Source organism: Shewanella sp. M16, assembly GCF_018224605.1.
Taxonomy (GTDB): Bacteria; Pseudomonadota; Gammaproteobacteria; order Enterobacterales; family Shewanellaceae; genus Shewanella; species Shewanella oncorhynchi.
This window is the reverse complement of sequence record NZ_JAGTUL010000050.1, coordinates 1-23442: the sequence shown is the minus strand read 5'-3', so window position 1 is coordinate 23442 and position 23442 is coordinate 1. Positions and strand designations below refer to the sequence as shown.

Genomic DNA, 23442 nt, shown 5'->3' with positions numbered 1-23442 from the left:
CAGATCGTCCGTCTGTCGCGGGGCAGACCACCAACACGCATCAAACCGCAACAACGCCACAGGCTGATGACATATCTACGGACGAGATGCCTGTAACAGTGGCGGAGGCGAATGGCGCACAAGGTTACACCGGCCGTAAATGGGAGGTGAATATACCGACACCTGTGAGCCTGACTCAAGGTGCCCAAACAGGCAGCAATTTTACTCAGGGACCAAGACGTAACTTAAGCTCCGAACTAGTTTCAGATATAGGTTCTCAGCGAGTCTCCACGGCGGTCTACAAAGATAGCGACATTATTGGTACCGAGGTTTTATCGAATGTCGAGCGAAGTGAAGCTGAGATAAGCCTCGCCAGAAAGCCAATTCAGATCAACAAAGCGGCTGTTGAAGCGGTGCCAGTGAATACTGTTCTTAAGCGTAACGTCATTACTGAGCTTCAGGAAAGTGCAGCCAAGTCTTCACGTCACTTAGACAAGATCGAATCCCGTATCGTGGGCCGAGCGGGTGGGCATATTCAATATAAGGTTCCTAAGTTTTTAGATCGTCCTGAGGCCGGCACATTTATGGGGACCTGGCGACCTATACCTGAGTCTCTGCGTGGCAAAGAAGATTCAGTAGAATTTGCAGCGTGGCGGAAGCTCGACTTAGACCTGTATATTAAAAGCTTGAATAATAAAGTCCTGTTGACCCAAGGGGCTGTTAGTATGCGCGGCCAAAACCATTTTGCCGGAAGGTTGAATAATGTGCAGGAACGGACAGAGATAAAGTTGCGACTTAATCCGTTTAATCGAGTGAAAAGAGCCGATTATCTGCAAATCTCTGGATCGGATTTAGCTCCTAGTGAGCGTTCACATTTACTGAAAACCGCCAGTGGAAAATTAATCGTTACGTCTCCCGTTGCGCTAAGAAATTTGATTTCAGCACCTTGAGTTAATCGCTCATTTCTAGACTGATCATCAATTGGAAAAGATTAAATCATAAGTGTTCAGGTTTAATCTTATTTTTTCTTTTGTAGTGAGATTTCAGGATTGAGTAAACTTGTATTCCAAACCAGTAATGAGGTATGTCTTGTATATAGAAATCAATTCATCGCATCGATTGCTTCCACAGATTGCATTTAAGAAAGAGCGCAACTCAAACGTGATAAAGAAGTCTGATCTTCTTATCTACAGCGAGGCTAAGGCGTTACTTTCTGCTTTAGAAGAGAGAGTCGAGCAATACCAGCAAATGCTTGAGGGGCAAGTGGTACAACTGATTGAGGATAAGGAGCAGGCACTCAATCTTCATGTGAACACTTTATATAACGAAAGAGCAGAAGAATTGCAGGCTAACCAAGAGCGTTGGTTTGATGAGGCCAATCAACACCTTGTCGATCTTGTGGAAGAGCAATACCAAAGTCTGAGCCAGTTAAAAGATGAACTTAAAAATCGTATCACAGAGGCCGTTAAATTACGTTTAACTCAACTGAGTCTGAATGAGTCTCTGATTGGCCATCTTGTGGAATTACTCCATGCCGAAATCGACGATGAAGCTAAAGCTCTGTCTGTTGAGCAGACCTATGTCAATGGATTCGCCGTTCTGACAATCGAAAATGAGGACAAGGTGATTAGCATAGAGACCCAATCCCTCATAGAAGCACTCGGTTATAGTTTGGAGACAGTATGATTAAGCATCTTCGTCGTTATCCGATTATGTTTAATCCCAGCAGCGTAATCATCGCATTTACATTGCCAACGATTATTTTGTTCACCCTTCCAGGAGTGGTGATCGATCTGTTTATTTTAATTAGCTTCATCAGTTCTGTTCTGCTGCTCGTGATCATGTTGGAGAATGACCAGCCATTGATGGTGACATTTTTACCGACAATAGTCTTGTTGCTGACAACATTTCGTTTGCTGCTGTCGATTGCCACTACCCGAAACATCATTGCCAATGAAGATGTGGGTAATGTCATTGAAACTGTGGGTGAGTTTGTGATGGGAGGGAACCTTATTTCAGGGCTCCTCATCTTTATCATCATCACTATTGTCCAGTTTTTAGTGGTGACCAAAGGCGGAGAAAGAGTGGCGGAAGTGGGCGCTCGATTCTCTCTGGATGCCTTACCTGGTCGACAGATGACGATCGATGGCGATCTCAAAAGCGGCCTGATTACGGGTGAACAAGCGCAGAAGTTACGTTCTGATTTAAGCACAGAGAATAGGCTGTTTGGTTCGCTCGATGGGGCGATGAAATTTGTCAAGGGTGATGCTATCGCCGGTATCCTCATCAGCTTAGTGAATCTGTTTGGTGGTATCTATGTGGGGGTGAATCAATTTGACCTCTCATTATCTGATAGTGTGAGTCGATTTTCGGTACTGACGATAGGTGACGGTCTAGTATCACAGATCCCCAGTTTATTATTGTCCATCGCCTGTGGGGTTTACCTTACTCGGATTAAAGGGGATGAAGACTCTAGCTCATTTATGGGGCAGATGGCTAAGCAGGTGAGTCGTTTTTGGAAAAGCCTACTGGTTATCGGCGGCTTGATTCTAGTGTTAGGTTTACTAAGTCCTAGTTTGTTCTATGTGTGCATGACGTTATTTGTACTCTGTACACTGAGCGCATTTTTATTGTGGCGAGTTCAAGGCAAGCCAAAAACTGTGATAAGCATAGGGATTGTCGGCAGTGGATTATATGAGTCGCTCACCTTTGTGTTGCGTGAGCCTCAACATCGTACTCTGGTGGACATGAGTCTCGAGCGTCTTGAGCAAACACTTTGGGGACAAGCTCTCGGGGCGCCTTTTATTACAGTAGACGAACAACTTACCGCCGATATCGAGGTATATATTTCGGGTATTCGCATCTACTCTTTCTCACATGATGAGTCAGTAGACTTGATCGAAGTGCTGGGTGATGAAGTGTTTATGAGCGGTGCCACCACTCAAAACGTCGCCATTATAGTGCAATATTTCTTGCATAAGTGTTTGGTTGAAAAGTATAACCTCCAATACACCAGTAATATTATTCAAGGACTTACGAACCAAAGTGAAGTGATCAAAAATGAGATCGATTCGGCACTCGGCTTGAACCGTGTTCACGATGTGATTAAAGATATGATCCGTACACGGGAGTTTTACCTCGATAGAGTGACCTTCTTTGAAGCATTAATCTATTGGTCGCGCATCGATAATGAGCCTAAAAATTGGTTAAATCGGATTCGAAATCAAGCTAGGTATGAGATTACCTCACGCTTAATGAATGCTGAGGGTAAAATCTATGTTGCTCTGTTGAGTTCTGAACTGACAGAGTACATTGAAACTTTTGTCATGGGTGAGAGTGAGGATCTGGATCGTTTAATTGAACTCCAGTCAGCATTACGCAAAGAAATATTACGTATGACCTCGCTCTATGGAAGTAAGCCGACCTTAGTCGTGAACGATAATGAAATTAATTCGGTTAAATCCTTTTTTCAACAGGTAGTGTCAACGATTTCAGTGTGTAGTCATGGGGATATCGCCGATCCTAGTTGTGTCGTGAGTTCCGAGCCATTGCAAGTTGTGATGTAACTATATGTCGAACGAATCAACTGAACCCAAAAAATATCCACCCACGGAGAAGAAACTTAGGGACTTAAGGAAAAAAGGCCAGTTTCCCAAAACAGAACTGGCCGAACCGACCATGGAACTCGTGGTATTTGCGGTAATATTTATTGGTAGCATTTATTTTATATTTGATTCGGCCAATGATTGGTTTGAAGTGATGCTGTATGCCGATATATCAACTGGCTTAGACATTATCTATGATGTGATTGCCTGGGCGATATTTATTTTATTAATGATTAAACTCGTCATGGCGACCATTAGTTGGGTGATGCTAAATAAGAATGTGATTAATACTGAGTCTTTAGGGCTTAAAATGGAAAAAATTAGCCCTGTAACTGGGGCTAAGAATATATTCGGTATTGAGGCCATATCTCGCTCACTGCGTAAGGTTATAGAGTTGGTTTTTTTGTTATTTTTATTGAAGTATGTATCAGATATCGGTGGCAGTGAGTTAACCGTATTCGCACAAGTCAACAATACATCTTACTTTATATATAACTTATTACTGTATGTCGGTTTAGTATCATTATTATTTTTTGTATATGGTGTGAGTTTAGGTTGTGTGGACTTTATGGTTGAGAGTTATCACTTTAATCATAAAAACCGTATGACCTTTACAGAAATGAAAAATGAAATGAAAGAAACCGAAGGGTCGCCGGAAATGAAGTCTGAGCGAAGGCGACAAATGCGTGAAATTATGGAAACGCCGATGACCAAAGGGCGTACTCCGACCTTTGCGATTGCAAATCCGACGCATATCTTAGTGCCTATTTGCTATGACCGCTTGATAGATAAAGTTCCTGTGGTGCTCAAAATCAGCACTGAATCCTTTGCATTGGAGGAGCGTCGCAGATTAGAGGCGCTTAATATTCCGATATTAGAGCATAGAGGGCTCGCGAGGGCGTTTTATAAAAGTATGCGCACGGGGAATGACTACATTCCTAAAGAGTTTTATCGTCATATAGCTTTTATTCTCTTAGAGTTAAATAAGCAGGCAAATTCGAAAAATGCATAAAAAATATAGAACTTGGCTTTGGGTGATGTTTGGACTCACGTCATGTGCCCAGGGTGTCCGAGAAGATTCAATTATATGGGATCATGAGTGGAAGCATGATATTTATAATTTACTGTTTGCAGAGGTTGATGATATTGACCATATGCGTTATTGGGTAAAGAGAAAACCTGAATATGTAGATGGCTCACCCCATCAGAATGCGTGTATTGAAGTTTCTGTATCTTCTAACCCAAGTCGATATTATTTAGCGAATCTACATACCTATTCTCTAAGCGAGGTAAAAGATTGTGACGCTGATTATAGTCGCTATTCAAATCTGGTCGATGCCATATTCGAAAATACATTGGCCGGACAGGGAAGCTCGACGGCCGCAGCCACGGATGGACGACAATCCATGACCGGAGATATTTTGAATTCGGCTTACGGCGAAGCTTGGATATCGGATGATGGAGAGTCTTGGATATTAGATAATAGCACGTCCTGTGCATCAGATAAGAGATTTGATAATTGTCGTACTCAGCCGAAACATCTGCGTTTAGTGTTTCAGGGGTTATTTCTAGTGAACGAGTCTGTGCTCACGCAAGAGGGAAAGAATATGTTGGTGCACATGATTGAAAATCTGCGTGGAAAGCCAGTAGAAAGTATATTGATTTATGGTATTGCCGATTCATCGGGTGACTATGCGACTAATCGACGTTTGGCGGATGCTCGGGCTAATAGCGTGAAATGCTTTTTACGAACTGAAGGTATGGGAGATATGCCCATCTTGTTACGAGGCAGTGTTGAAAATGGTCTGCCGACAGCCGAGCAGCGCATCACTCAGCGCCGTTTTATGATTGAGATGAAGTTTAATTACGATGAAAAATAAGAAATTTACCCTTTTAATGATGGAGTTTACCCATTTAGTACAAGGTTCATCCCTATCGCTAGATGAACACCAAGCATTATTGTGTCGTTTTGGTGAGGTGAACTGTCGCATTGAGGATGGTGTTCGCGTCGGCCTCACAAATACCATTTTGATTATGGTTGCACTCGATATTGAGTGTTTCCCCTCTGATGCCGCTTTGAGTATAAATGCCGATTTTTCACTGACATCGGGTGGGTACATAGCAAAATTTAAGTCGGATGGCTATTTCTATGTGCGGGGTATGCCTCTGCCGGATCACCCACAAGGCTTATTAAAAACATTGAGCGACACTGTGGTCAGCGCTAATACATTGAGACAAGAGTTGAAATTGTATGTGGCTAATTGAATTTGTTGAAGGACATTTGAACGGTGTCACACTGCCCATAGAGCCAAAGCTGGTCATTACAGGATCAAATGAAGATCTGGATTCTGATACTCTATATTTTCCAGAAGCGTTACCCGCAAGCATACGTTGGGTGTTTTTTAATGAAGGGAACCATGTAGTTATTAGCGGCATAAAAAAAGGCGACAAGTCGAAAAAACTGCGAGCAGGGAAAATCTATCGCCTTCGAGGTATAGACTTTTTTGTCTACCCACAGGGCAAGCGTAACCCACTATGGTTGAGTTATCACACTCGGAAATACCGCGCAGTTATTATGTTGACCTTGCTGCTGAATATTGGATTAGGCGTAGGGACCTTGATGGCATATCAAGCTAATGAAGATGCGCTGATGGCTGAACGATTTACCCTGCTTAATGGCAGTTATATTAAGCAGGGCAAGCTTAAGGTGTCCAATGTTTCTGCATTTGCCGCTTTGCCTCAGGCTTGGCAAGCAAATGCGGACATAATGAAGGGAACTAACTTCCAGCGGCTCTCCCAACCTGTGGTGGAAGTGGTATCAAGTTACTCGAAAAAGCCTCTCACTAACAAGGTCATAGAAAATACGGATCATGATCAGATCCAAGTTGAGACCTTTGAAGCAGATAATCGAGTCATGGCGGTTTTAGGTGAATATGGATTGTCGTTTAGTAAGCTGAATGGCGCCTGGTTGGTCAGTGATATCACTAAAGCTGTAATAGTGCTGCGGGCCAACGGCTTACAGGAGATCATTCCATTGATTTCAGCACGAAATGATAGCAATCAAGTTATAGACAGCACCAATTTCCCTTATTCGATTTTCTATTCATCGACATCGAGAGGGTATTTATATGACGCTAAGTACCGTTATTGGGTTGGCAGTAATGTGCCGCGTCTAGGTGTGATTCAGTCTATCTCACGTGACAAGGTTGTTTTTAAAGAAAGTGATCAAATACGCGTTTATTTTATTCAACAATAATAGGAAAGTTAAAATGCTAGATATTCAAATTAAACCTATGGCGAGTATTGTGTCGGCGCCAGAATCAGAGGCTAAGGCGTTCGAATTAGCATTGAGTCGGAATCCCATCGCAGCTGAAATATTAAAGTCATCTGTTGGCCCATCTAGGAGTGGTTTATTTTCACCAGGTATGAAAGATCCTCTTGCTTTGATTGCTAAATTGTTGAACAAATATATTAATGATCAAACTATAGTCGCTAAGAATAAAGCTGCAGATATTGATCTTAAATCAAAATCTATTGCCGAACTTAGCCGTCTATTCGCATTAGTTATGGACGATAGACTGCCATCTACTAAGCCTTCAGACACCCAAAGCGTTAAATTAAATGATGGTAATGCTGCAACATACTTGGCACAGATGAAAGATCTCGTTATCGATGCAAGTACAACCCCTGCTACAAAAATTGATATGGACAGTATTCTTGGTACAAACTGGCAATCAAAGAATGTTTCTTATGATCAACTACAAGCAATAAATACTTCAATGACGGCATATTGTAGCAAAATACAAGCTGGTTTAGATACTACGCAGCAAGAGTTTAAAAATACTATGACTCTAATTTCCTCTGCTCAAGAAGAGTTGCGTGACACCCATCGTTCAATTGTTTCTTTTGCTCAGGTCCGCTAATCTATGCGTATATCAATAGATGTTGTTATTGCTAATTGCACTATGACATTAGATGAGCTTAATCGTTTGCAAACGAGTCAAATTAAACCGGTAAACGACTTCGTCCAATCCGAAGTGTTATTGAAAAGCGGTAATGAACTGATAGCAACAGGAACCTTAGTTAAAGTGGATGACCAGTTTTATGTTTCTATTGAGCAAGTTAATAAATTTAACTGATCATATGGTATCATAAAGGTATTCATTCTGCAGTTGTTAATACAGATTGAAAGTTTGTCCTGCGGGATGAGACCTATTATCAAAGGCACAAGAGTATTCTAAAATACCTTGTGCTTTTGTATTTATATACCGAGGGCTAAACTATTGAAGATAACACTGTCACTCCCTTACTTAAAGGGTGTTTCAGCATGTAGTCCTGCCTCGGGATCTATGACCATTTGGTATTGGCGACTTTAGCAAACTTCTCGATAATATAATCGCTCATTCGCGATGCTAGCATCTGATGCACCTCTTGGCTAGGGTGTACTTCATCATGGAACACATGTCTGTGTGCTGGATCGAATCGTTTACTTGAACCGAACATGTCTACATAACCCACATTATTTGCTGTGCTAGTGTCATAACCTGCTTTATCTGCTTTATCTATTAATTCAATGAATTGATTGTTGAAATCAAAAAACTGTATGTTTACACTTTTGGATTTATACCGTTCTGCTATTTCTAAAACTTTATGACTTAGGCTCATATTATGCTCATGGGAGAGTGAGCTATTAGTTGTACGATATGCTTCATCTTGTTTTTTGGCATAGGCTGTCTTCGATAAGTCTGGAATGCCAGTCACGAGAATGTTTTTTATTTCTTTATTTTCTATCAATTTAGTGATTTGTTTTTCGTAACACTGCACTACTTTCTGAGTATCTTTTTTTTCAAATGTCATATAGTCATTACAACCTAGTGAGAGTATGACTAAATCATCGGATTTAAAATCATGTTTTTTAATTTGACATTCCATGTTGGAAATAAACCAGAAGACGGGGTTTAACTTGGAATATTTAGCTGCCACGGCGCCTCCTTCTGCGTAATTTACTAACTCTTTATTTAAATAGGCCTGTGAAGAGATAAAATCGGGCCACACAAAACCATTGGTAAATCGGCCATCGTGATATTGTTTAGATGAAAGCATTAAGCCAAATGTTTTCGATTTCATTCGACCTTCTGAATCTGATAAGCTATCCCCGATCACGACCAAACGTTTAATATGATCGAGTGATGCTTGTGCATGACTGAGGACTGCTGTTACTAACATTTGTTGGCGTTCTTGGTGATGATGTAACGCTACTTCAAATAAGGAAATGGGGAGTAATGCTTGCGCTTGCCCATCAGTGACATCCTGTACCGATATAGATACAAGCTCAGCACTATTAGTGTTAGTTTTGAGCTTATAATTTTGTAGTGGGTATGGGGGGCTAGATAATGTTGATAATCGCAGAATCTGTTTTATTTCTATTGTAGGGTTTTGAGTCTTAGCGTTGAGTGGCACAAATATTGTTCCCTGAACTATACGAAATGGCATCTGAATATCTCCTATGGGTTATCTGCCTGTCAGCATTACTACTATCAGGCTTATTAGACAGATAATCATCATGAAAATAATGAAATACTCTGATGATATTTGAATTAGAGCTTAATCCGTTTGGTTCTCTGCTAACAAGGTTTCTAGATAATCTAAACGCTGAAATAATGGCTTGGGTGTGGTTATGTTGATAAAGGATTGTGCTATAAGAGTGTATAAGGAACACCACAAGGCGGAATAATATTTCCTACTCTTATGTTGTTCACGCTTGCTGGGCTTACTTAGGTAGGCGGAAACGGGCAAAGGAAGGCAATAACTCTTGGTTCAACGATGTCTCGATGAAGGGATCTGGATAACAGAACACGCCTTAGTGGAGGCTTGAGCCGTATGATATGAAGGTTGCACGTACGGTTATTAAAAGGGCGGTACTTGATAGCAAGTGTCGCCTATCTGACCATAACAATCATTTTTAAACTGGAGTCTGCTAGCGACAGGCGCAACTGTTTTAGTTACATTGAGATCCACAAAGCCCCGTTTAGTATTACGAGTGAACTTTCCCTCTAACTATCAGGATCCGTGGTTACTTTACTCTTCGTCCTTTAAAACGTGAACATGTGTCATGTATGAATAGGCAATTAGTTGCTTTTTATATTTTTGGCGCTATCAATGTCAAAGTTTTGATTTCTATAGATGTATCATAGTGAGCTTTAAGCATTTAGTTATTCACGGATTCCATCTAACGTAATGTATTGTTCTTTCTCAGTGGGGGACGATTATTCCACGATATATAACAACTACATGGTGTTTTATAATGTTGAGCGTGACCATCAAGGACTCAATGACCTCACAGCTGATGAAGTTGACTTCGGCAAGTAGAGATACGCTGAATAAGCTGGATTAATCAGTTAAAGAATTTGCTTATGTGTCTGACCATGTTGTTCAATTTCTCACTAACTTAGGAAGTATTTAACCTAATGAATGTTAAATTAATACCAAGCTTTATGTGCCTGTTTATATTCAGTCCCGTTGCGTCATCATTATGTTTTATCGACGGAACGTCAGATACTCAAAGTTTGAACGACTTGAATGATGTGCGTCTAGAGGCACAGTATCATCAACAATTTTTTTCAGAAGCCCAGTTTGGCTCCACACTTGGAGAATTAGAACATTCTTTTCATCAACGGTTATTTTCTGAGGCATGGCCATCTACAGAAGAGGCGCTAAAAGCAGTCCCTGTGACGGCTGTAAGTACTTTAAGTGGTCCGGCTTTATTAAATCGTTTGGGTCACGCCGGTAGTTCAACATTAGAGGTGATTGGCCCTGTTGGTGATGCTTTTGCTGTGGGTGCATGGGCTGAAAACATGGCGTCCACTTTCTCTCAAGAATCTTCCTCAACATTAGACAAGGCCGCTTCTGTCTTTTCGATTGTTCCATTGATCGGCGACGAACTTAATATGTTGTCTAATGATATAAAATATTTCGCCGCGAAAGAGAAAATAGCTGAGTTTGAATCTCAAACCCATTACGTCTTCAATAATCACTATGCAGACTTCGACCGATTTCATCATAAAAAAGAGGATGCGATTATGCTGATTAATAAATACGATAAGTACGTGAGGTTGGCTATATCTATGTACAGCGACCATCTATTGCTTGCAGCGGATACTGAATATCGTCGTATTGCATCGGCTTACGATCGTCAGCTTGCTCGGCAAATGGCAAGGATAGACCTTGAATATCTCAAAGTTTATGGTCATATCTCTGAGCAATCAAATCTAAATCGACCACTTTGCTTTGACGAGCTTCAAGAGTCTGCAAATTTGCTGAACTGTGTAAAATCACAGGGGCAAGAGCGAATTCAGTCGATCATACAGCAACTTTCCTCTGTAGAGCTAAGCCAGTTGAGTCTAAAGATACATGAAGCTAAACAATCATTAGTTCAAACTGCAACGAATAATTTGCAAAGGCATCGGAGTTTGTTTGTCAATGCGGTAATGGAACGTGCCAAACACCACATTCCTCTCATATATCAATATACAGGTATGAATCGTCGTTTATTGGAAGAAAAAGCGCGCATGAGTGGATTACGGGAGTATGCAAAAGCGAATTGGAATGTTGACTATTTGTCTGAAGAGCAGTTGGATACGGTTACATTTGAGGTTAAACCTGCTCGGCAATGTTGGGGAGTTCCATCGGTTTATTCTGGCGGAATCCAAGCTTCCATAGATGCCTGTAAAGACTCTGGGTCACTTTATGATATCTATCATGTCTCTAAGGATAAAGAGCTTGTGGCGGTCATTAACAAAGACTTAAGCTTCGACGTAGATTCCTATGTCGATCAGAGAATTAACCAAGGGTGGGAGCCAGGATTACTTCGTTCGAGGTTACGTAATGTTGCTCACGCTTATGTATTTGGTCAAATAGCAAATAAAAAGTTTAAAATGTTGATGTCGCAGTTATCAACGATATCAGTACTTCCGTACCAAATAACCTTGACACAGTATTTAAATAGTAAGGGGTTTGATGCTTCCGATTCAGAACAAAGGACAAATTGGTATCAGTTAAGTCGTTGGTATGAGTTGCTTAAAACACAGCAACCTTCTGGAGACTTTCTTAGTACTATTAAGCAGTATGAAATCTTCAGTGTATTTATACAGCCTGTTTTTGAGCAAGCTATTGCTACAGCTTATCTTCGTGATATTACTTACTCAATTCCTTATCCAAGTGTTTATTCGGCGAAGAATCTTCGTTTTTACTCACCAATCATGGCGGATACTTTTGAGCTGGTCATCGAGACATCAACCGCGAGCACTATGCAAGTAAACTTAGAACTTGCAGTGGACCAAATCATGCAAAAAGTGGAAGAGGTCAATACCGCCAACGAACTGCATTATTTGCTTGGTGATCTGGCATTGTTCGCTCAAATTGCTCAGCACCAACAATCAGAAGTGAATGTACTACCTGCAAGTGGCAATTCACCTCAATTGTTTAATAGCACTTTATCGATTATGCATAGGTATTATCTAAACCCCACGCATCGGCAGTCTCTTATTCAACAAATTGCTGTGCTAGAGCAACATACCATGTGGCGAGACTTATCCGTTGTCGGGAGTGCTCTCTCTCAAGGCAACTTAGATTCAGCTATTGCGCAGCTTGGTTATGTCATTAAAGCAAACGACATGGCTATGCTTCCGCACATCAAGGAGGCTCTAATCCAAGAATTAGAAGAGCTTATCGAACTATACATTATGATTGAGGGCTAATGAGATGAAAATACTAAGAAAAGTGTTGCTCGTTATCCTTGTGTTCTCGACATTGATTGGGATCGCTTTTGCCGGTGGAAGTGGTGAGATGGGGCAGTTTTATGCCGTTCCAGATGGTGTAAAAATCATTCATGGCTACAACTCTCAGCAGCTCGGCAATTTGTATCGAGTTTCAACGAATCTTTATGTTCAAACAAAAGATGATGCCTATCTCGCAGATGTGAAGTCACTGATTCAAAAGCTTTACCTGTCACCAACTGGACGAGAGGTATTACGCCAAATCGCCACATATACACCAGTCAACGGACCGGAAGACGCCGTTGAGCCTCTTATTGAGCATATTCAAGGTGTGGATATTACAAAGGTGAATATTGTTACCGTGATAAGAGAGCCAGAAAGTGCAGGGTGCTTATTTGAGACTGTACCTTCTACTTTTCCTGATGAAAAAAAAGCATCATTAGTCTTGCAAAGACAATTTGATGGCAAAGGAGTGTCGAATACCATTTTCTTTTCTACGAAGGAAGTTGTCAATATACCTGGAACTAACCAGCCTTTTGATCAGGCTGTCGCTTTGGGGCACGAGTTAATCCATGCCCGGGACTATGCTTCAGGAGCGATGCCTTCTGGTAGCGTGTTATTGAAGCATCGTCATCCTCAGACCGGGCAAATAACGGAGTACTCAATTGAAAATGCGGAATATCAAACAACAGGGATATCACATTACAAAAATGTGGAAAATGGAAGAGATGTTGAGACATCGATAAGTGTGATTCGTAGCGACGCCATTGTGAGGCGTGAAGAAATGTATTTCCGTTGGAAGGCGCGTGGACAGAATAAACCAAAGGCATATCTGAAAAACGAAAAGGTAGTGAGTGAATTTCACTTGGCAGATGATCTTGGCGCCTATAAGAGAAATACATATTGGCCTGCAGGACAGTATCAATATCATTCTTATACGGTAAAGGTGAGACCTGCAGCTGCTGGTTTAATAGCGCCAAAGTGGGACACGCTTGAGGGAAAACAAGCCCATGTTGAAGTACGATATGGGCATCATTTCCCTGATAGTCCTAAAGTTGAGTATTTCAGACAACTTGCCAAAGTTAGCCAACTTAAAGCTTCGGGAGGACGGATGCTGTTTGGCACTTTCGCCAACCTTTGGTTAGTTGAAAAGAGAGTTGAGTGGCGAGTCAGTCAAATTGAGACCGTTGAAGGTATCTTGAGGTGTCATCTGTTACCTGCAATGGGGGATAGTATGATTGCCACTATTAGTAAGACTGACATTCTTGGCTTTCGCACGAGGCTGTGCGAACCGGATGTGGTCACCTTAAAAATTTTATCAACCTCTCGCATCAACCATATCATGACATATTTGCGATTGATCCTGAATGAGGCTGCTGAACGTTTTGAATTTCAGAGCCCGTGGCGAAATATCAAGGCGTTACCGATGCCGAGAAGTGACATTCAGCCATTTTCTCTCAACGAGGTATACAGAATTGTAGAGAATGTAAGAACAGATTTCCGTACTTACTACCTCGTTAGGTTCTTCACGGGGATGAGAACAGGGGAAATCGATGGCCTGACCTGGGAGCATATTGATTTTACAAACAGACTGATCCACATCCGCCAGTCACTGGTTCGTGGCAGCCTTGGCCCAACTAAAACGTCTGGTTCATGCCGAGCTATTGCAATGAACCAGCCTGTATATGAAGCACTTCAGACCCAACGTGAGCAAACCGAGACTCAGAGCAACTTCGTTTTTTGTAACCGGCGTGGTGACGCACTGAGTCATCACAATGTCACCAAACGCGTTTGGTATCCACTGCTGGAAAGTTTGGGGTTCGAAAAGCGAAATCCTTATCAGACAAGACATACAGCAGCAACCCTTTGGCTCGCTGCTGGAGAGAGTCCGGAATGGATTGCTCGACAGTTAGGGCACGCCAATACTGGTATGTTATTTAGGGTTTACTCGCGCTATGTACCTAATTTATTGGGGCAAGACGGTGCAGCATTTGAACGGTTGATTGGCAATGGACCCAAAGGGGAGTCGTCAAAATGAATATCAGATCCCGAACAAATAATGCAGATGACTTGGCCTGGGTTCATCTGATTGAGCGCAGAGAACAGGTAGAGTTGTGGCAATTTAGCTGCTTAAGAGAGTGTTATACTCTTGAACTATCCCCTAATGTTATGGAAGGTGTAGAACCTGACGGGCAACTAGTGATGGTTCAATGGAATCATTGTGATGATTTGCAACGGGTAAAAATAACTTTGAGTATTCCTGAGGTCACTGATAAAGCTGTTGTGCATCATCATTTTAAACTCGTACCAGCAGGTTGTGAGTCGATCATTATCGATATCTGGGGGATTTTGGGGCTTATCCATGATGAGGCATTGAGACGTTTTTACTTAGCAGTGTTACTCAACAATGAGTTGATGGGGCAGTTTTTTACCGGCAGAGCGAGTCGTAGTCACCATCATAATCATTCTTGTGGATTACTGGAGCATAGTCATGAGGTGGCGGTGACAGCGGCTATGCTTTGTTGGCGTTATAATGTAGGGCCCTTGAGTGTATGTGTGGCTTTCATTGGGGGTCTTTTGCATGACATAGGTAAAATTCACCTTTTTTACAATGCAGATACTCGGGATGGCATTGCGGGTTCTCACGAGTCTTACAATTTTATGGTGTTGGCTGGACCATTGGAGGCATTGCATCGTAGTTCCCCCAAGGTTTTTGAGGCCTTGAGTAGTTGCTTTTCGGTCAAGGTAGGGCGCCGCTCAGAGGCTTATCTTCCAGCCTCTATGGTGAGACTATGTGACAATCTATCCATGGAAGTATGTCATTGGCGCACCGCTTTTGCAGACGTGCCTCCCCATCATTGGTATGCACATTCCGCCATGAACGATCAATGGTATAAGCGGCTTGGGTGAGGCGTGGGGGCATTATTTCTGCTCCCATTGCCTTATTTGTTCCGCTTTGAATAGGATGATCGCCAGCCGGTGGAATACGGTTTGCAATGCCGGGGAAGAATATTGGCTTATTGCTTTGCCACCGTTGCTTTTGATGTGTTTTTGTTCATTGGTATGACGTAAAAATAATCTTCCAGCTCCTTCTGGATATTCGTTTATTTTCTGTAACGTGTCGCGAGTTATTTCGATATCGGGGTGACATCGCCACTGATTATATGTTTTGCCATATTGATAACGCAGTTTAAGATGCCAGCGCTTCCAGGTAAAGAGTTGGCTTACCAACGCCATAAATCGCTGAAACTCTGTCGCTTTATCAAAGAAGATCGACGTGTGGCTGCTGGTTGTATGCGTCAGACAATACTGAATAGCCCATCGTAATTCGACTTTTCCTTCTTTGCTCGACTTGAGCTTGCTACATGCTTGTAACGCTGAATAAATATCCTTTCGATCAGCAATGTCAGTAGGTTCTGCGGGTAGCAGTGTATAGCAACGTTTTTTTGAAAATAATCGGTCAATGTCTTGTGGTGTTTTTAACATCCGAAGTGCAGTTGCAGCATCAAGCCAGCGTTTGACCTGTTCAAGGGGGAGGCGATAATGAAGTGCGACTTCTTGATAGTCATGACCAAGCTCAATCCTCCTGAGTATAGCCAAGGCCTGAATGTAGTGACTGCTTTTTTCAACCTCGTTGTTCTGAAGGACTGTACTTTGACGAATGCTGTTCACTGGGCTCATAAAAGGTGAGAGCCGTTTTCTAAAGAATGGCAGTAAACATACAGGGGTTATGTTTCCTGATTTTTGCATCACTCTATAACGATAAGGGCGTACTCCAAGTACCACTTTCGCGGTGCCAGCAGGTATTTCTTGGGCATTTACCGCCAAATGGCTTCCCAGTAGTATGTCGGTGAAATGTAAGTAGCTTCTGAATGTTGTGTTTGGGCTGCTATGGCCTGCAAACACAGCCAGCGCAGAATATCTGTCACGTAACCGTCCTTCACCAAATATCAATTTACGTATTATCTTCCGTTGCGAGGGGGTGTACGGCAGCATAGCCTTCACTACTTCTGGCAAGCCGATCAGGTCATCATGGGCAAGAAGCTGAAGTCTGGACAATGCCGTATGGCGTAGATGATACAGTCGATAATAAATACCGCCGGTTAATTGAGACAATATCTCTTTCATCATCAAGGATATTTGACGAGTGTTTAACACTTCAAAGGGATTTCCATCTGCGTGAATGAGCAATTCGGCATAGTGGTTATGGCAAGCCAAAAGACGTTCACTAAGATGGCTTTCCACCAAAAGCTTTTCGTTGTCAGTCAGTAAAGGCAATAAAGGCACTTTTCGAAGCGCTGAGTCGGTTTTGTTATGTCCGTGGCGACTTTCACGAACAAATAGCCAGCCGACAGAAGAGGGCTCGATGTCTTTTAGACGCAGTTTGGCGACTTCTCCTGGTCTGAGACCAGTTCGATAAGCAATGATGAGAAAGCACTTTAATATCCGTTTGGCTGCATGGTCTAAGTCTTCTAAATAATCAATTTGACGCAGCAGGGCTGAAAACAGTGCCTCATCAACAATGGCGGCACTCACATGGGGAGTAATATTGCTCCCTTCGCTTAGCGGCTGATTAAGAGGAGGGAGATCAAATTTCTGTTGTGCGAATGAGTGTAGGTTCTCAAATCGACCGGCCTTATAGTGCTGTTCCCGCTGACTGTATGTGCGATTCATAATTTCTTGATAAATATAGATAAAGTCATCACTACTCAAGCAGTGTAGGTCAACGCCTGCGGTCGCAGCCAACCAGTGGCCTCCAATTGCTCCAAAGTACCTATTAGCTGTTGATACTGCATTTTTCTCAGTATTCAGGTGGTGAATTAGCCATTGAAGAAGGATCTCTTCGTTTGGGCGGAGGCTTGCTTGTGTTAGATCCCGCAAATGACGAACAACTTGGTTCTTTCCTTGGGCATTTACATTATTCTGCTTAAGTAATTCTCTTATTTGACTCAGCAGGTATTGGTTACCTAGCTTAGAACTGCGTGATGACGATGTTACTGAACGGTCTGTTTGTATTAGATCATACCATTGCTTGAATTGGGCAAAGCTTTTTACATTGCAGGATCCGGTTGTGCCTTTCAACAATCTGAACCAGTAAGCACTAGGTAGAGATGCGCTTTTTTGACGTCCCAACGAATACTCTACCAACACTTGTGGTAGCTCGACATCAGGTTGAGCTTCTGCAAAACAAATCCCACCTTGCTGAAATTGTTTTATTGGAAGATTGAGTTTAAGTTCAGACTTAATTATCTCTAAACATTGTTTGATTGATTTTGGTGGGCGCCAACTTTTTGTTCGGCTGTTTAAAAACGGCTTTATTAGTCCGAGGCTTATCGGGTCGGGGAAGAACTGAACTTCCACTTGAGCTTCATTGGGGCCCATGCCGTCGTGATCGGTGTAGAGATTACTGGCGAAGTCCTTCCCATGATTTGGCCTCAACGTTAGCCAGCAAAGGTCCTTGTTGCCATTTAATGGTTTATCATCGGTTAATGCTTTAGCCAGAGCAGGCCATAGTGCAGGTCGGTTCAGGCCTCCATAGCAAATACAACTCATCAGCAATCTGGCAAAACATTGCTGGGGATCGGATGTTTTATCAAGATTGCCCAGTAAACCGTGAATTTTTGAAGCGAAATCAGAAGTATTGTGCTGCCAGGTCAAACTTCTCAGCGGTCGAACCCTACGAAGGGTGAGATAGTCTGAAGGTGGATTGATCTGCCAAAGTCCTTGTCGGTTACCCGTTTCTAATTGTCTGCAGATAAAAGAATATCCTCGGCGGTATGCTGTTTCCGATTTGAGGACCTTTCGCAGATCAGAGTCAACCTGTGGCCAAACTGCCGAAAATCGATCGGATTTCGGTTGTGTTTCAAACAGTTCAGGTAGATGTTGTTCAAGCACCGCCAGAGCTTGTTTTATTATATTTATATGACTTCTTTGCCGAGCAGCGGTTCTCGATTGATGCCCCAATAGCCGTACTAGGGATTTTTTTTCAGTTGGGAGAATCAGTGGGTTTTCCATGCATCAACCACCGTAATTTCATGAGTGTTCAGTAGCGATTCGATATGCTGAGCGATGCGGTTGAGGTATTGAGTTGATAGCATGCTATGACGACCCATTGACTCTTCTCCGATATCTTCATGTCCCATCCAACCATCAATTTCTTCCGGAGCAACACCGATACGCTTTAATTCGCTGCGCATGTGATGTCTCCCCCAATTGGCAGGCCAAGGTAACTGGTCGCCAAGAAATGCTTTTACTCTAGCAGGCGTGAGTTCTTGCGTAATTTTGGGGATGTTGTCCTGTTCTTGATGCTTTATAAAAAATAGAAGATTTCCGCTACCAGTAATCGCCTCGTCTGCACGATTGAAAATATCTTCTACGATGAGCTGACTGCGTTTTTTCAACTCTTGAAGATGTTGTAGATAGTGTTCAAGTTGCTTCACTGCAGTCTTTGGGAGTATCAGTGTTCTAGCTGATACTCCATGACGGTTTTCTTTATCGCTTATCCACCAGGTGTTGTTATGGCTGTTGAAATCTGTACGCTGTCCCATCGGCGCGTTAACATCGCGATGACCTGTTGCAAAAGCCAGTAGAGCCCATACGTAGCAGGCATAGTAATTATGTAGTGTCGCGAGTTCTTCCAAAGAATGCTTTCGCGGGTGAGGAATTTGACTTCTCAGTATGCGGAAAAAATTGTGCAAAGTCTGGGGAGGGAGATGTAATGCGCTGCCTAGTTGCTTCTTGATGGGCTTAGCTACGGGGAGTTGTGGGTCGATCTCAGCCATGTTGAATATTGAAATCACGTAAGCGCGATAGTTTTCAATCAGTTTATCTGCATCGAAATTTGAATAACTCAACGCAGGCTGGTTTCGGGGGGCTCGCCCTTTTATCAGTCCAACTTCGGCTCTATCTAGCCCGTTATTGAGATACCAGTGCTCCATAAATCGGGTAATTCTTCCAAGACTTAAACGGCATCGATGTCGCTCGTTAATGTTATGAATGACTGACTTTAAGTATTCCGTGCCCACGTTTTGAGTAAGCTGACCTTGTAATATTTTAGGGAGAGGTAGTACCAAACGATTTGTTATATTTTTCAAGCACTTTTCTAGTCTTCCATCTTGTTTGCTTGCTGGCACAGAGTAGCTTAGATACAGGCAAGGGTGATTTTTGTAGTGTTTTAGAAAAAATGCATTTGAAGATTGTACTAGTGAAATAGGATCTCGACCGCATAGAAGGCACAGAAGTAGGGCTGAGCAGCTTTCGGGGTCTGCTCCATTTTTTACTCCATCAGTCGTGAAGCGAATGAGTTGACGTATATCCCATTCGGTAAGTTGATTGTAACTGCAGCTTAAAGATAACTGCATAATGCTGAGTTTTTCGCTTAGACATTGATGCTGTATAGCACGGACTGCTCTTGATGATGGAGAAAGGTTTGTTTTTTGATTATGCGTTAAGGGACTATCATCAATACGAAATGTTCGTCCTGCTGTTACCGATATAGCCTCATCACGTTCTTGTGCAGTCGTCGGTTTTGGGGAGATGACACACAGTTCTTTAACCTCTAGATCAGCGTCTTCAAATGCATCAATGGGATTGAGTTCGATGAGGGTGTCAGAATCTGAGGTAGGAGGGATTCTAATTTTTCTTCGCCGTCTTTCGGTCCAAGATAGCGCATCTTTAAGCACTAAATCTAAGTAACCAATTCCGTATTCTTGCAGGGCAGGATACTTATGCTTACGTAGTTCTTTAAGTGCAGATACCAGTAGTTCAATTGATGATGTTTCATCCAATTCTGGCAATATATCCAATAGCTTTCGATGCCTAGGGTCCATCGCGACCAGACGTAACTCTCGTAATGCATTTTCATTTCCGGAGGCTGCGATTTGTTGATTGTGGGTATAGCGAATGAAGCAAGCGATGAGAACGATAGATTGGTATGCCGTGTATTTTGTTATCCATTGTGGTGTTACATTGGGTGGTAACACTGCACAAATGGTGGCAGCAAATGGATATGATGTAAGATGCTTATTTTTCTTTAAAATTCCAAATATTTCAGTGTTGCTCACTGGGCCTGAAGACGTTTTTGTTATCAGAACCTTTACTAACCTATGCATCAGTTCAAATTGTTCCCAATAGCCTGCTGGAAAGGCTTGAATACTGTAGGCGAGTTGCATTAACAGAGTTTGCTTGAGCTCTGGATTTAAATGCTCTGGCACAAGCCATTTGTTTAATAATTCCTTTAATTTTTTGCTGATGTTGCGTGCCGGAGGATTCATTATTTGGGCTCCCATGGCATTGTTAATTCGGAGACAATATCGACAGAATCAGATGTTGGACATTTAGGAGACAGGCGTTGCCGCTGCTGAACCAGAGTGCCTCTCGAGATGGAAAGCAAATCACAAAATAGCTGGTCAGGTAGTGTATTTCTCTCAAAGAGTTCGCGTGAAAACTGCTCTGGCAGTCCTTGGCGCCAGGCATCAATAAAAGCTGCAATATTTTTAGAATTGATGGATAAACTGAGCAGTTGGAATAGTGACAACCACGCTTTTTTCTCAATTATTTCAGGCGTCAATTGGTCTTGAATATTTGCTTCGTAAATCAGCAAAGTACCTTCTGGTGGACGTCCGTTATCCCAAAAATTTGCTGCCCAAATAGGACTATAAAACTGAAATATTCTGCCGCGATGTTTTGCCTTATTGCTTTTTACTCTCGAATCTATGTGCTCCAAACAATATATTGTTTGGGAGGCAAATTCAGACCTGATCTTTTCAGGTAGAGCACATTGATTACATAATCCTGGGAATGATTGCATTACATCGAATGCATTTCTCGCTGCGGGATGTAAAATCAACTCATGCTTGTCTTGGAACTTTAAAATCATTTGGGCCATCAGAATTCCATTTCGTGTGATTACGTCTTTTCTTTAATATAGTGCTCACTTTTCCACCTCCCAAGTGCGATCAAAAATTGATCAGGAAAAAGATCGATTTTTGTGAGCGTGATCAGATTTGTTTCCCTAATCGAATGCCCCTAAAGTTGTTAATTATTTAACTTTGCAATGAGTTACTCCTAGCCCTGCAAGCTGGTTTAAATCCTTAATCATGGCGTACTACGTTGTATGCTGTTTCCGTATACGCGAGCGTTGCTGTGAATTGGCTAACTTTGGCCCCAAATCTTGCTACGGCTAGAATGCTAGCTCTTGCTTAGCCTGATAGTTTGAGATACATAAAGTAATGAATACCAAAAAGTATGACGTGCCCATGAGGGATTTCAAAAATCGTTACAGTGAATCAGACTTACCTAGTCTGGTTCATACGCAGAAGCTAACCTTTTGCGTTCGTTGTGAGCTAATGCACTTTTGCCCTGCTTATCGCGCTGTTTAGTTCTGCTAGGTTGACCAATTATTTGTAACGGTACAAAGTGTCGACTTTTATTGGTATGGGACAACTGATACCTGTTGAGCTGTCTACAATCATAAAACTAGGATGATTTGAAGCGTGATATGGCTTTGTTTCTAAAAGCACAAATAACAACAGAGTGCTTCCTGATCGCCAGTATGCGCTTAAAACCCTTGTTTCATCGTCAGTCGTTTATCTGTAATCAGAATATTATTTTGATTTAAACCCGACAAACATTGGATTTCACTATTAGGAAACAAAGCCGCGTGATATGGAACTTATTCGAGAATTATTATTATTTTTCGATGAACGAGATAGCTCTGCAGGTATTGAGAGCCAACCTATCAATGGTTACGATGATCTCATGATCTAGTATCAACTATATATTTCCGATTGGATTAGAACAGACAGAATATTTCATAATTATTCTCTTGAAGGATTTGGCTGAAAGAACGGTAATGATGCTTTGTTAATAATTGAATACTTTGAGGTTTTATTATGCCAGGTCCCGTTACGTCAGCATCTCTTAACGCAACCTTCTTTCAGGTAAATGAAGAAAGAGTTAATCAAAAAAGTTTTTCAGTAAAAAAAATCATGAATTCTATGGCAGGAAAACTACCATTATTTCCAAACTTTAGGTCTGGAGGGTTTGATAATGGCATGCCTAATTCATTCCCCGCAGAAGTTGATGAGTCAAATTTAAAGGCGATTAGTTCTGATTACTTAAAAGGTTTAGGGCCATATTCGCAGGGTACAGAAGGTTTTCATAAGTTGATCGAGTCAGGTAAAGAGTTTAAATGGATAGTTAATAGCAAAGGATTATCTATTATTAGTCCAGCGTTAAAGCACTCGGTAGCCTCTGGTGGTGGGAGGATTATAACAGCAGGTACAGGAAAATTAAGTGGAGACAAAAAGGTTTGGATAAATAATGACACTGGTCATTATAAAACAAACGTTCAAAGTTTATCGTCTTCTATTTCTTCATGGCAAGAGTCTGGTTATGACGTTGATATTCGTGAAAGGCTAGATTTTGCTGCTGCATTCAAAAATCTTTGATCGACTGATTTTGTATATTGGCTAAATTTGCCCAACGCGCGAAAAAATTGTGCTGAACTAGACCGCTTCATAGGAAATGTTATGATTTCTGAAAATTTTAGCCCTAAATCCACCGTTAATCACTCTGTACCAGACTGATAAGAGCCATCCGCTAAAACCCGCCCTATCGCCCCGTTTGCAGCTGTTCTGGGGCGATTTTTTCCCTTAAGATGAATCAGAATTGATTCATGTCCCTGTTATGCCGATTCCGACTGGTGATATCGAGTGTTGGTCAATTTGCAACCAAATGAAGCATTACTATTTAGAAGAGGGAAATAAATCGGAAATAAATACCCACCCACTATAAAACAACAACATAATTCACTTAGGCTTGCCTTTAAGTAACGAAAAATCACTTAGCAACTAAAAGGCTGGCAAGGTAGGATTCAAATCGATAATGATGGGCTAAATTGTGCTATCAAACTGAAAAATGGTGATTTTTAGCAAGAGTCACACAAGCCATTGTCTGTAGTGGTCAACTAAATTTGGCCACAGCTTTAGAATCTTCCCAAAATCGTCGCTCTGATTCATTTGGGCTCAATCCTGCATTGTAATGATGTGGCCTGACTTCACAGTAATAACCAATGATGTAAT

The 23442-nt window shown here is 41.9% G+C and carries 16 protein-coding genes and 1 pseudogene; 13 read left to right on the top strand and 4 right to left on the bottom strand.

Going from position 1 to position 23442, the window contains the following annotated elements; translation table 11 throughout:
• The 9 genes and pseudogenes from KFE26_RS21295 to KFE26_RS21255 all read left to right on the top strand — a co-directional run.
• Positions 1-929, top strand: a pseudogene (locus KFE26_RS21295) (hypothetical protein); the annotation flags it as partial.
• Between the two features lie 211 nt (positions 930-1140).
• Positions 1141-1665, top strand: coding sequence for a hypothetical protein (locus tag KFE26_RS21290; RefSeq protein ID WP_311981429.1), 525 nt, complete (start codon positions 1141-1143; stop codon positions 1663-1665).
• The gene (locus KFE26_RS21285; protein ID WP_131525812.1) at positions 1662-3545 is read left to right on the top strand and encodes an FHIPEP family type III secretion protein; all 1884 of its coding nucleotides are present in this window, start codon (positions 1662-1664) and stop codon (positions 3543-3545) included. The genes KFE26_RS21290 and KFE26_RS21285 overlap by 4 nt, the downstream gene beginning before the upstream one ends.
• A 4-nt stretch (positions 3546-3549) precedes the next feature.
• Positions 3550-4596 carry a flagellar biosynthesis protein FlhB gene (locus KFE26_RS21280; protein WP_212601636.1) on the top strand — a complete coding sequence of 349 codons (1047 nt, stop codon included), beginning with the start codon at positions 3550-3552 and terminating at the stop codon, positions 4594-4596.
• Positions 4589-5464, top strand: a complete 876-nt coding sequence (locus tag KFE26_RS21275) for an OmpA family protein (protein ID WP_212601635.1) — start codon at positions 4589-4591, stop codon at positions 5462-5464. The genes KFE26_RS21280 and KFE26_RS21275 overlap by 8 nt, the downstream gene beginning before the upstream one ends.
• Entirely contained in the window at positions 5454-5849 is a 396-nt protein-coding gene (locus KFE26_RS21270) for a hypothetical protein (RefSeq protein ID WP_249195868.1), read from the top strand. The genes KFE26_RS21275 and KFE26_RS21270 overlap by 11 nt, the downstream gene beginning before the upstream one ends.
• Positions 5836-6840 carry a hypothetical protein gene (locus KFE26_RS21265; protein WP_212601634.1) on the top strand — a complete coding sequence of 335 codons (1005 nt, stop codon included), beginning with the start codon at positions 5836-5838 and terminating at the stop codon, positions 6838-6840. The genes KFE26_RS21270 and KFE26_RS21265 overlap by 14 nt, the downstream gene beginning before the upstream one ends.
• Positions 6841-6853: 13 nt before the next feature.
• Positions 6854-7507: a hypothetical protein gene (locus KFE26_RS21260; RefSeq protein WP_212601633.1), complete on the top strand. Its 654-nt coding sequence runs from the start codon at positions 6854-6856 to the stop codon at positions 7505-7507.
• 3 nt (positions 7508-7510) lie between these two features.
• The gene (locus KFE26_RS21255) at positions 7511-7723 is read left to right on the top strand and encodes a FliM/FliN family flagellar motor switch protein (RefSeq protein ID WP_131525817.1); all 213 of its coding nucleotides are present in this window, start codon (positions 7511-7513) and stop codon (positions 7721-7723) included.
• A 208-nt stretch (positions 7724-7931) separates the two neighbouring features.
• Here the strand turns inward: KFE26_RS21255 and KFE26_RS21250 are convergent, their stop codons facing one another.
• Positions 7932-9077, bottom strand: a complete 1146-nt coding sequence (locus KFE26_RS21250; RefSeq protein WP_212601632.1) for an SGNH/GDSL hydrolase family protein — start codon at positions 9075-9077, stop codon at positions 7932-7934.
• 974 nt (positions 9078-10051) lie between these two features.
• On the opposite strand from KFE26_RS21250, the gene KFE26_RS21245 reads away from it, so the two are divergent.
• From KFE26_RS21245 to KFE26_RS21235, 3 genes are read left to right on the top strand one after another with little or no spacing between them, the layout of a single operon-like run.
• Positions 10052-12340 (top strand): hypothetical protein, encoded by a 2289-nt coding sequence (locus KFE26_RS21245; RefSeq protein WP_212601631.1) that lies wholly within the window; start codon positions 10052-10054, stop codon positions 12338-12340.
• A 4-nt stretch (positions 12341-12344) separates the two neighbouring features.
• On the top strand, positions 12345-14396 hold the full coding sequence (locus tag KFE26_RS21240) for a tyrosine-type recombinase/integrase (protein WP_212601630.1): 2052 nt from the start codon (positions 12345-12347) through the stop codon (positions 14394-14396).
• Positions 14393-15268: an HD domain-containing protein gene (locus tag KFE26_RS21235; RefSeq protein ID WP_212601629.1), complete on the top strand. Its 876-nt coding sequence runs from the start codon at positions 14393-14395 to the stop codon at positions 15266-15268. The genes KFE26_RS21240 and KFE26_RS21235 overlap by 4 nt, the downstream gene beginning before the upstream one ends.
• A gap of 12 nt (positions 15269-15280) precedes the next feature.
• Here the strand turns inward: KFE26_RS21235 and KFE26_RS21230 are convergent, their stop codons facing one another.
• From KFE26_RS21230 to KFE26_RS21220, 3 genes are read right to left on the bottom strand one after another with little or no spacing between them, the layout of a single operon-like run.
• A complete protein-coding gene (locus tag KFE26_RS21230; protein WP_212601628.1) occupies positions 15281-18373 on the bottom strand; it encodes a site-specific integrase in 3093 nt (1030 codons plus the stop codon).
• Positions 18358-20631: a hypothetical protein gene (locus KFE26_RS21225; protein WP_212601627.1), complete on the bottom strand. Its 2274-nt coding sequence runs from the start codon at positions 20629-20631 to the stop codon at positions 18358-18360. Before KFE26_RS21225 ends, KFE26_RS21230 begins: the two co-directional genes overlap by 16 nt.
• Complete coding sequence (locus KFE26_RS21220; protein ID WP_131525820.1) at positions 20631-21245, bottom strand: hypothetical protein; 615 nt, start codon at positions 21243-21245, stop codon at positions 20631-20633. The genes KFE26_RS21225 and KFE26_RS21220 overlap by 1 nt, the downstream gene beginning before the upstream one ends.
• Before the next feature lie 1006 nt (positions 21246-22251).
• Here KFE26_RS21220 and KFE26_RS21215 point away from each other — a divergent pair.
• Entirely contained in the window at positions 22252-22809 is a 558-nt protein-coding gene (locus tag KFE26_RS21215; protein WP_212601626.1) for a hypothetical protein, read from the top strand.
• Positions 22810-23442 lie beyond the last annotated feature (633 nt).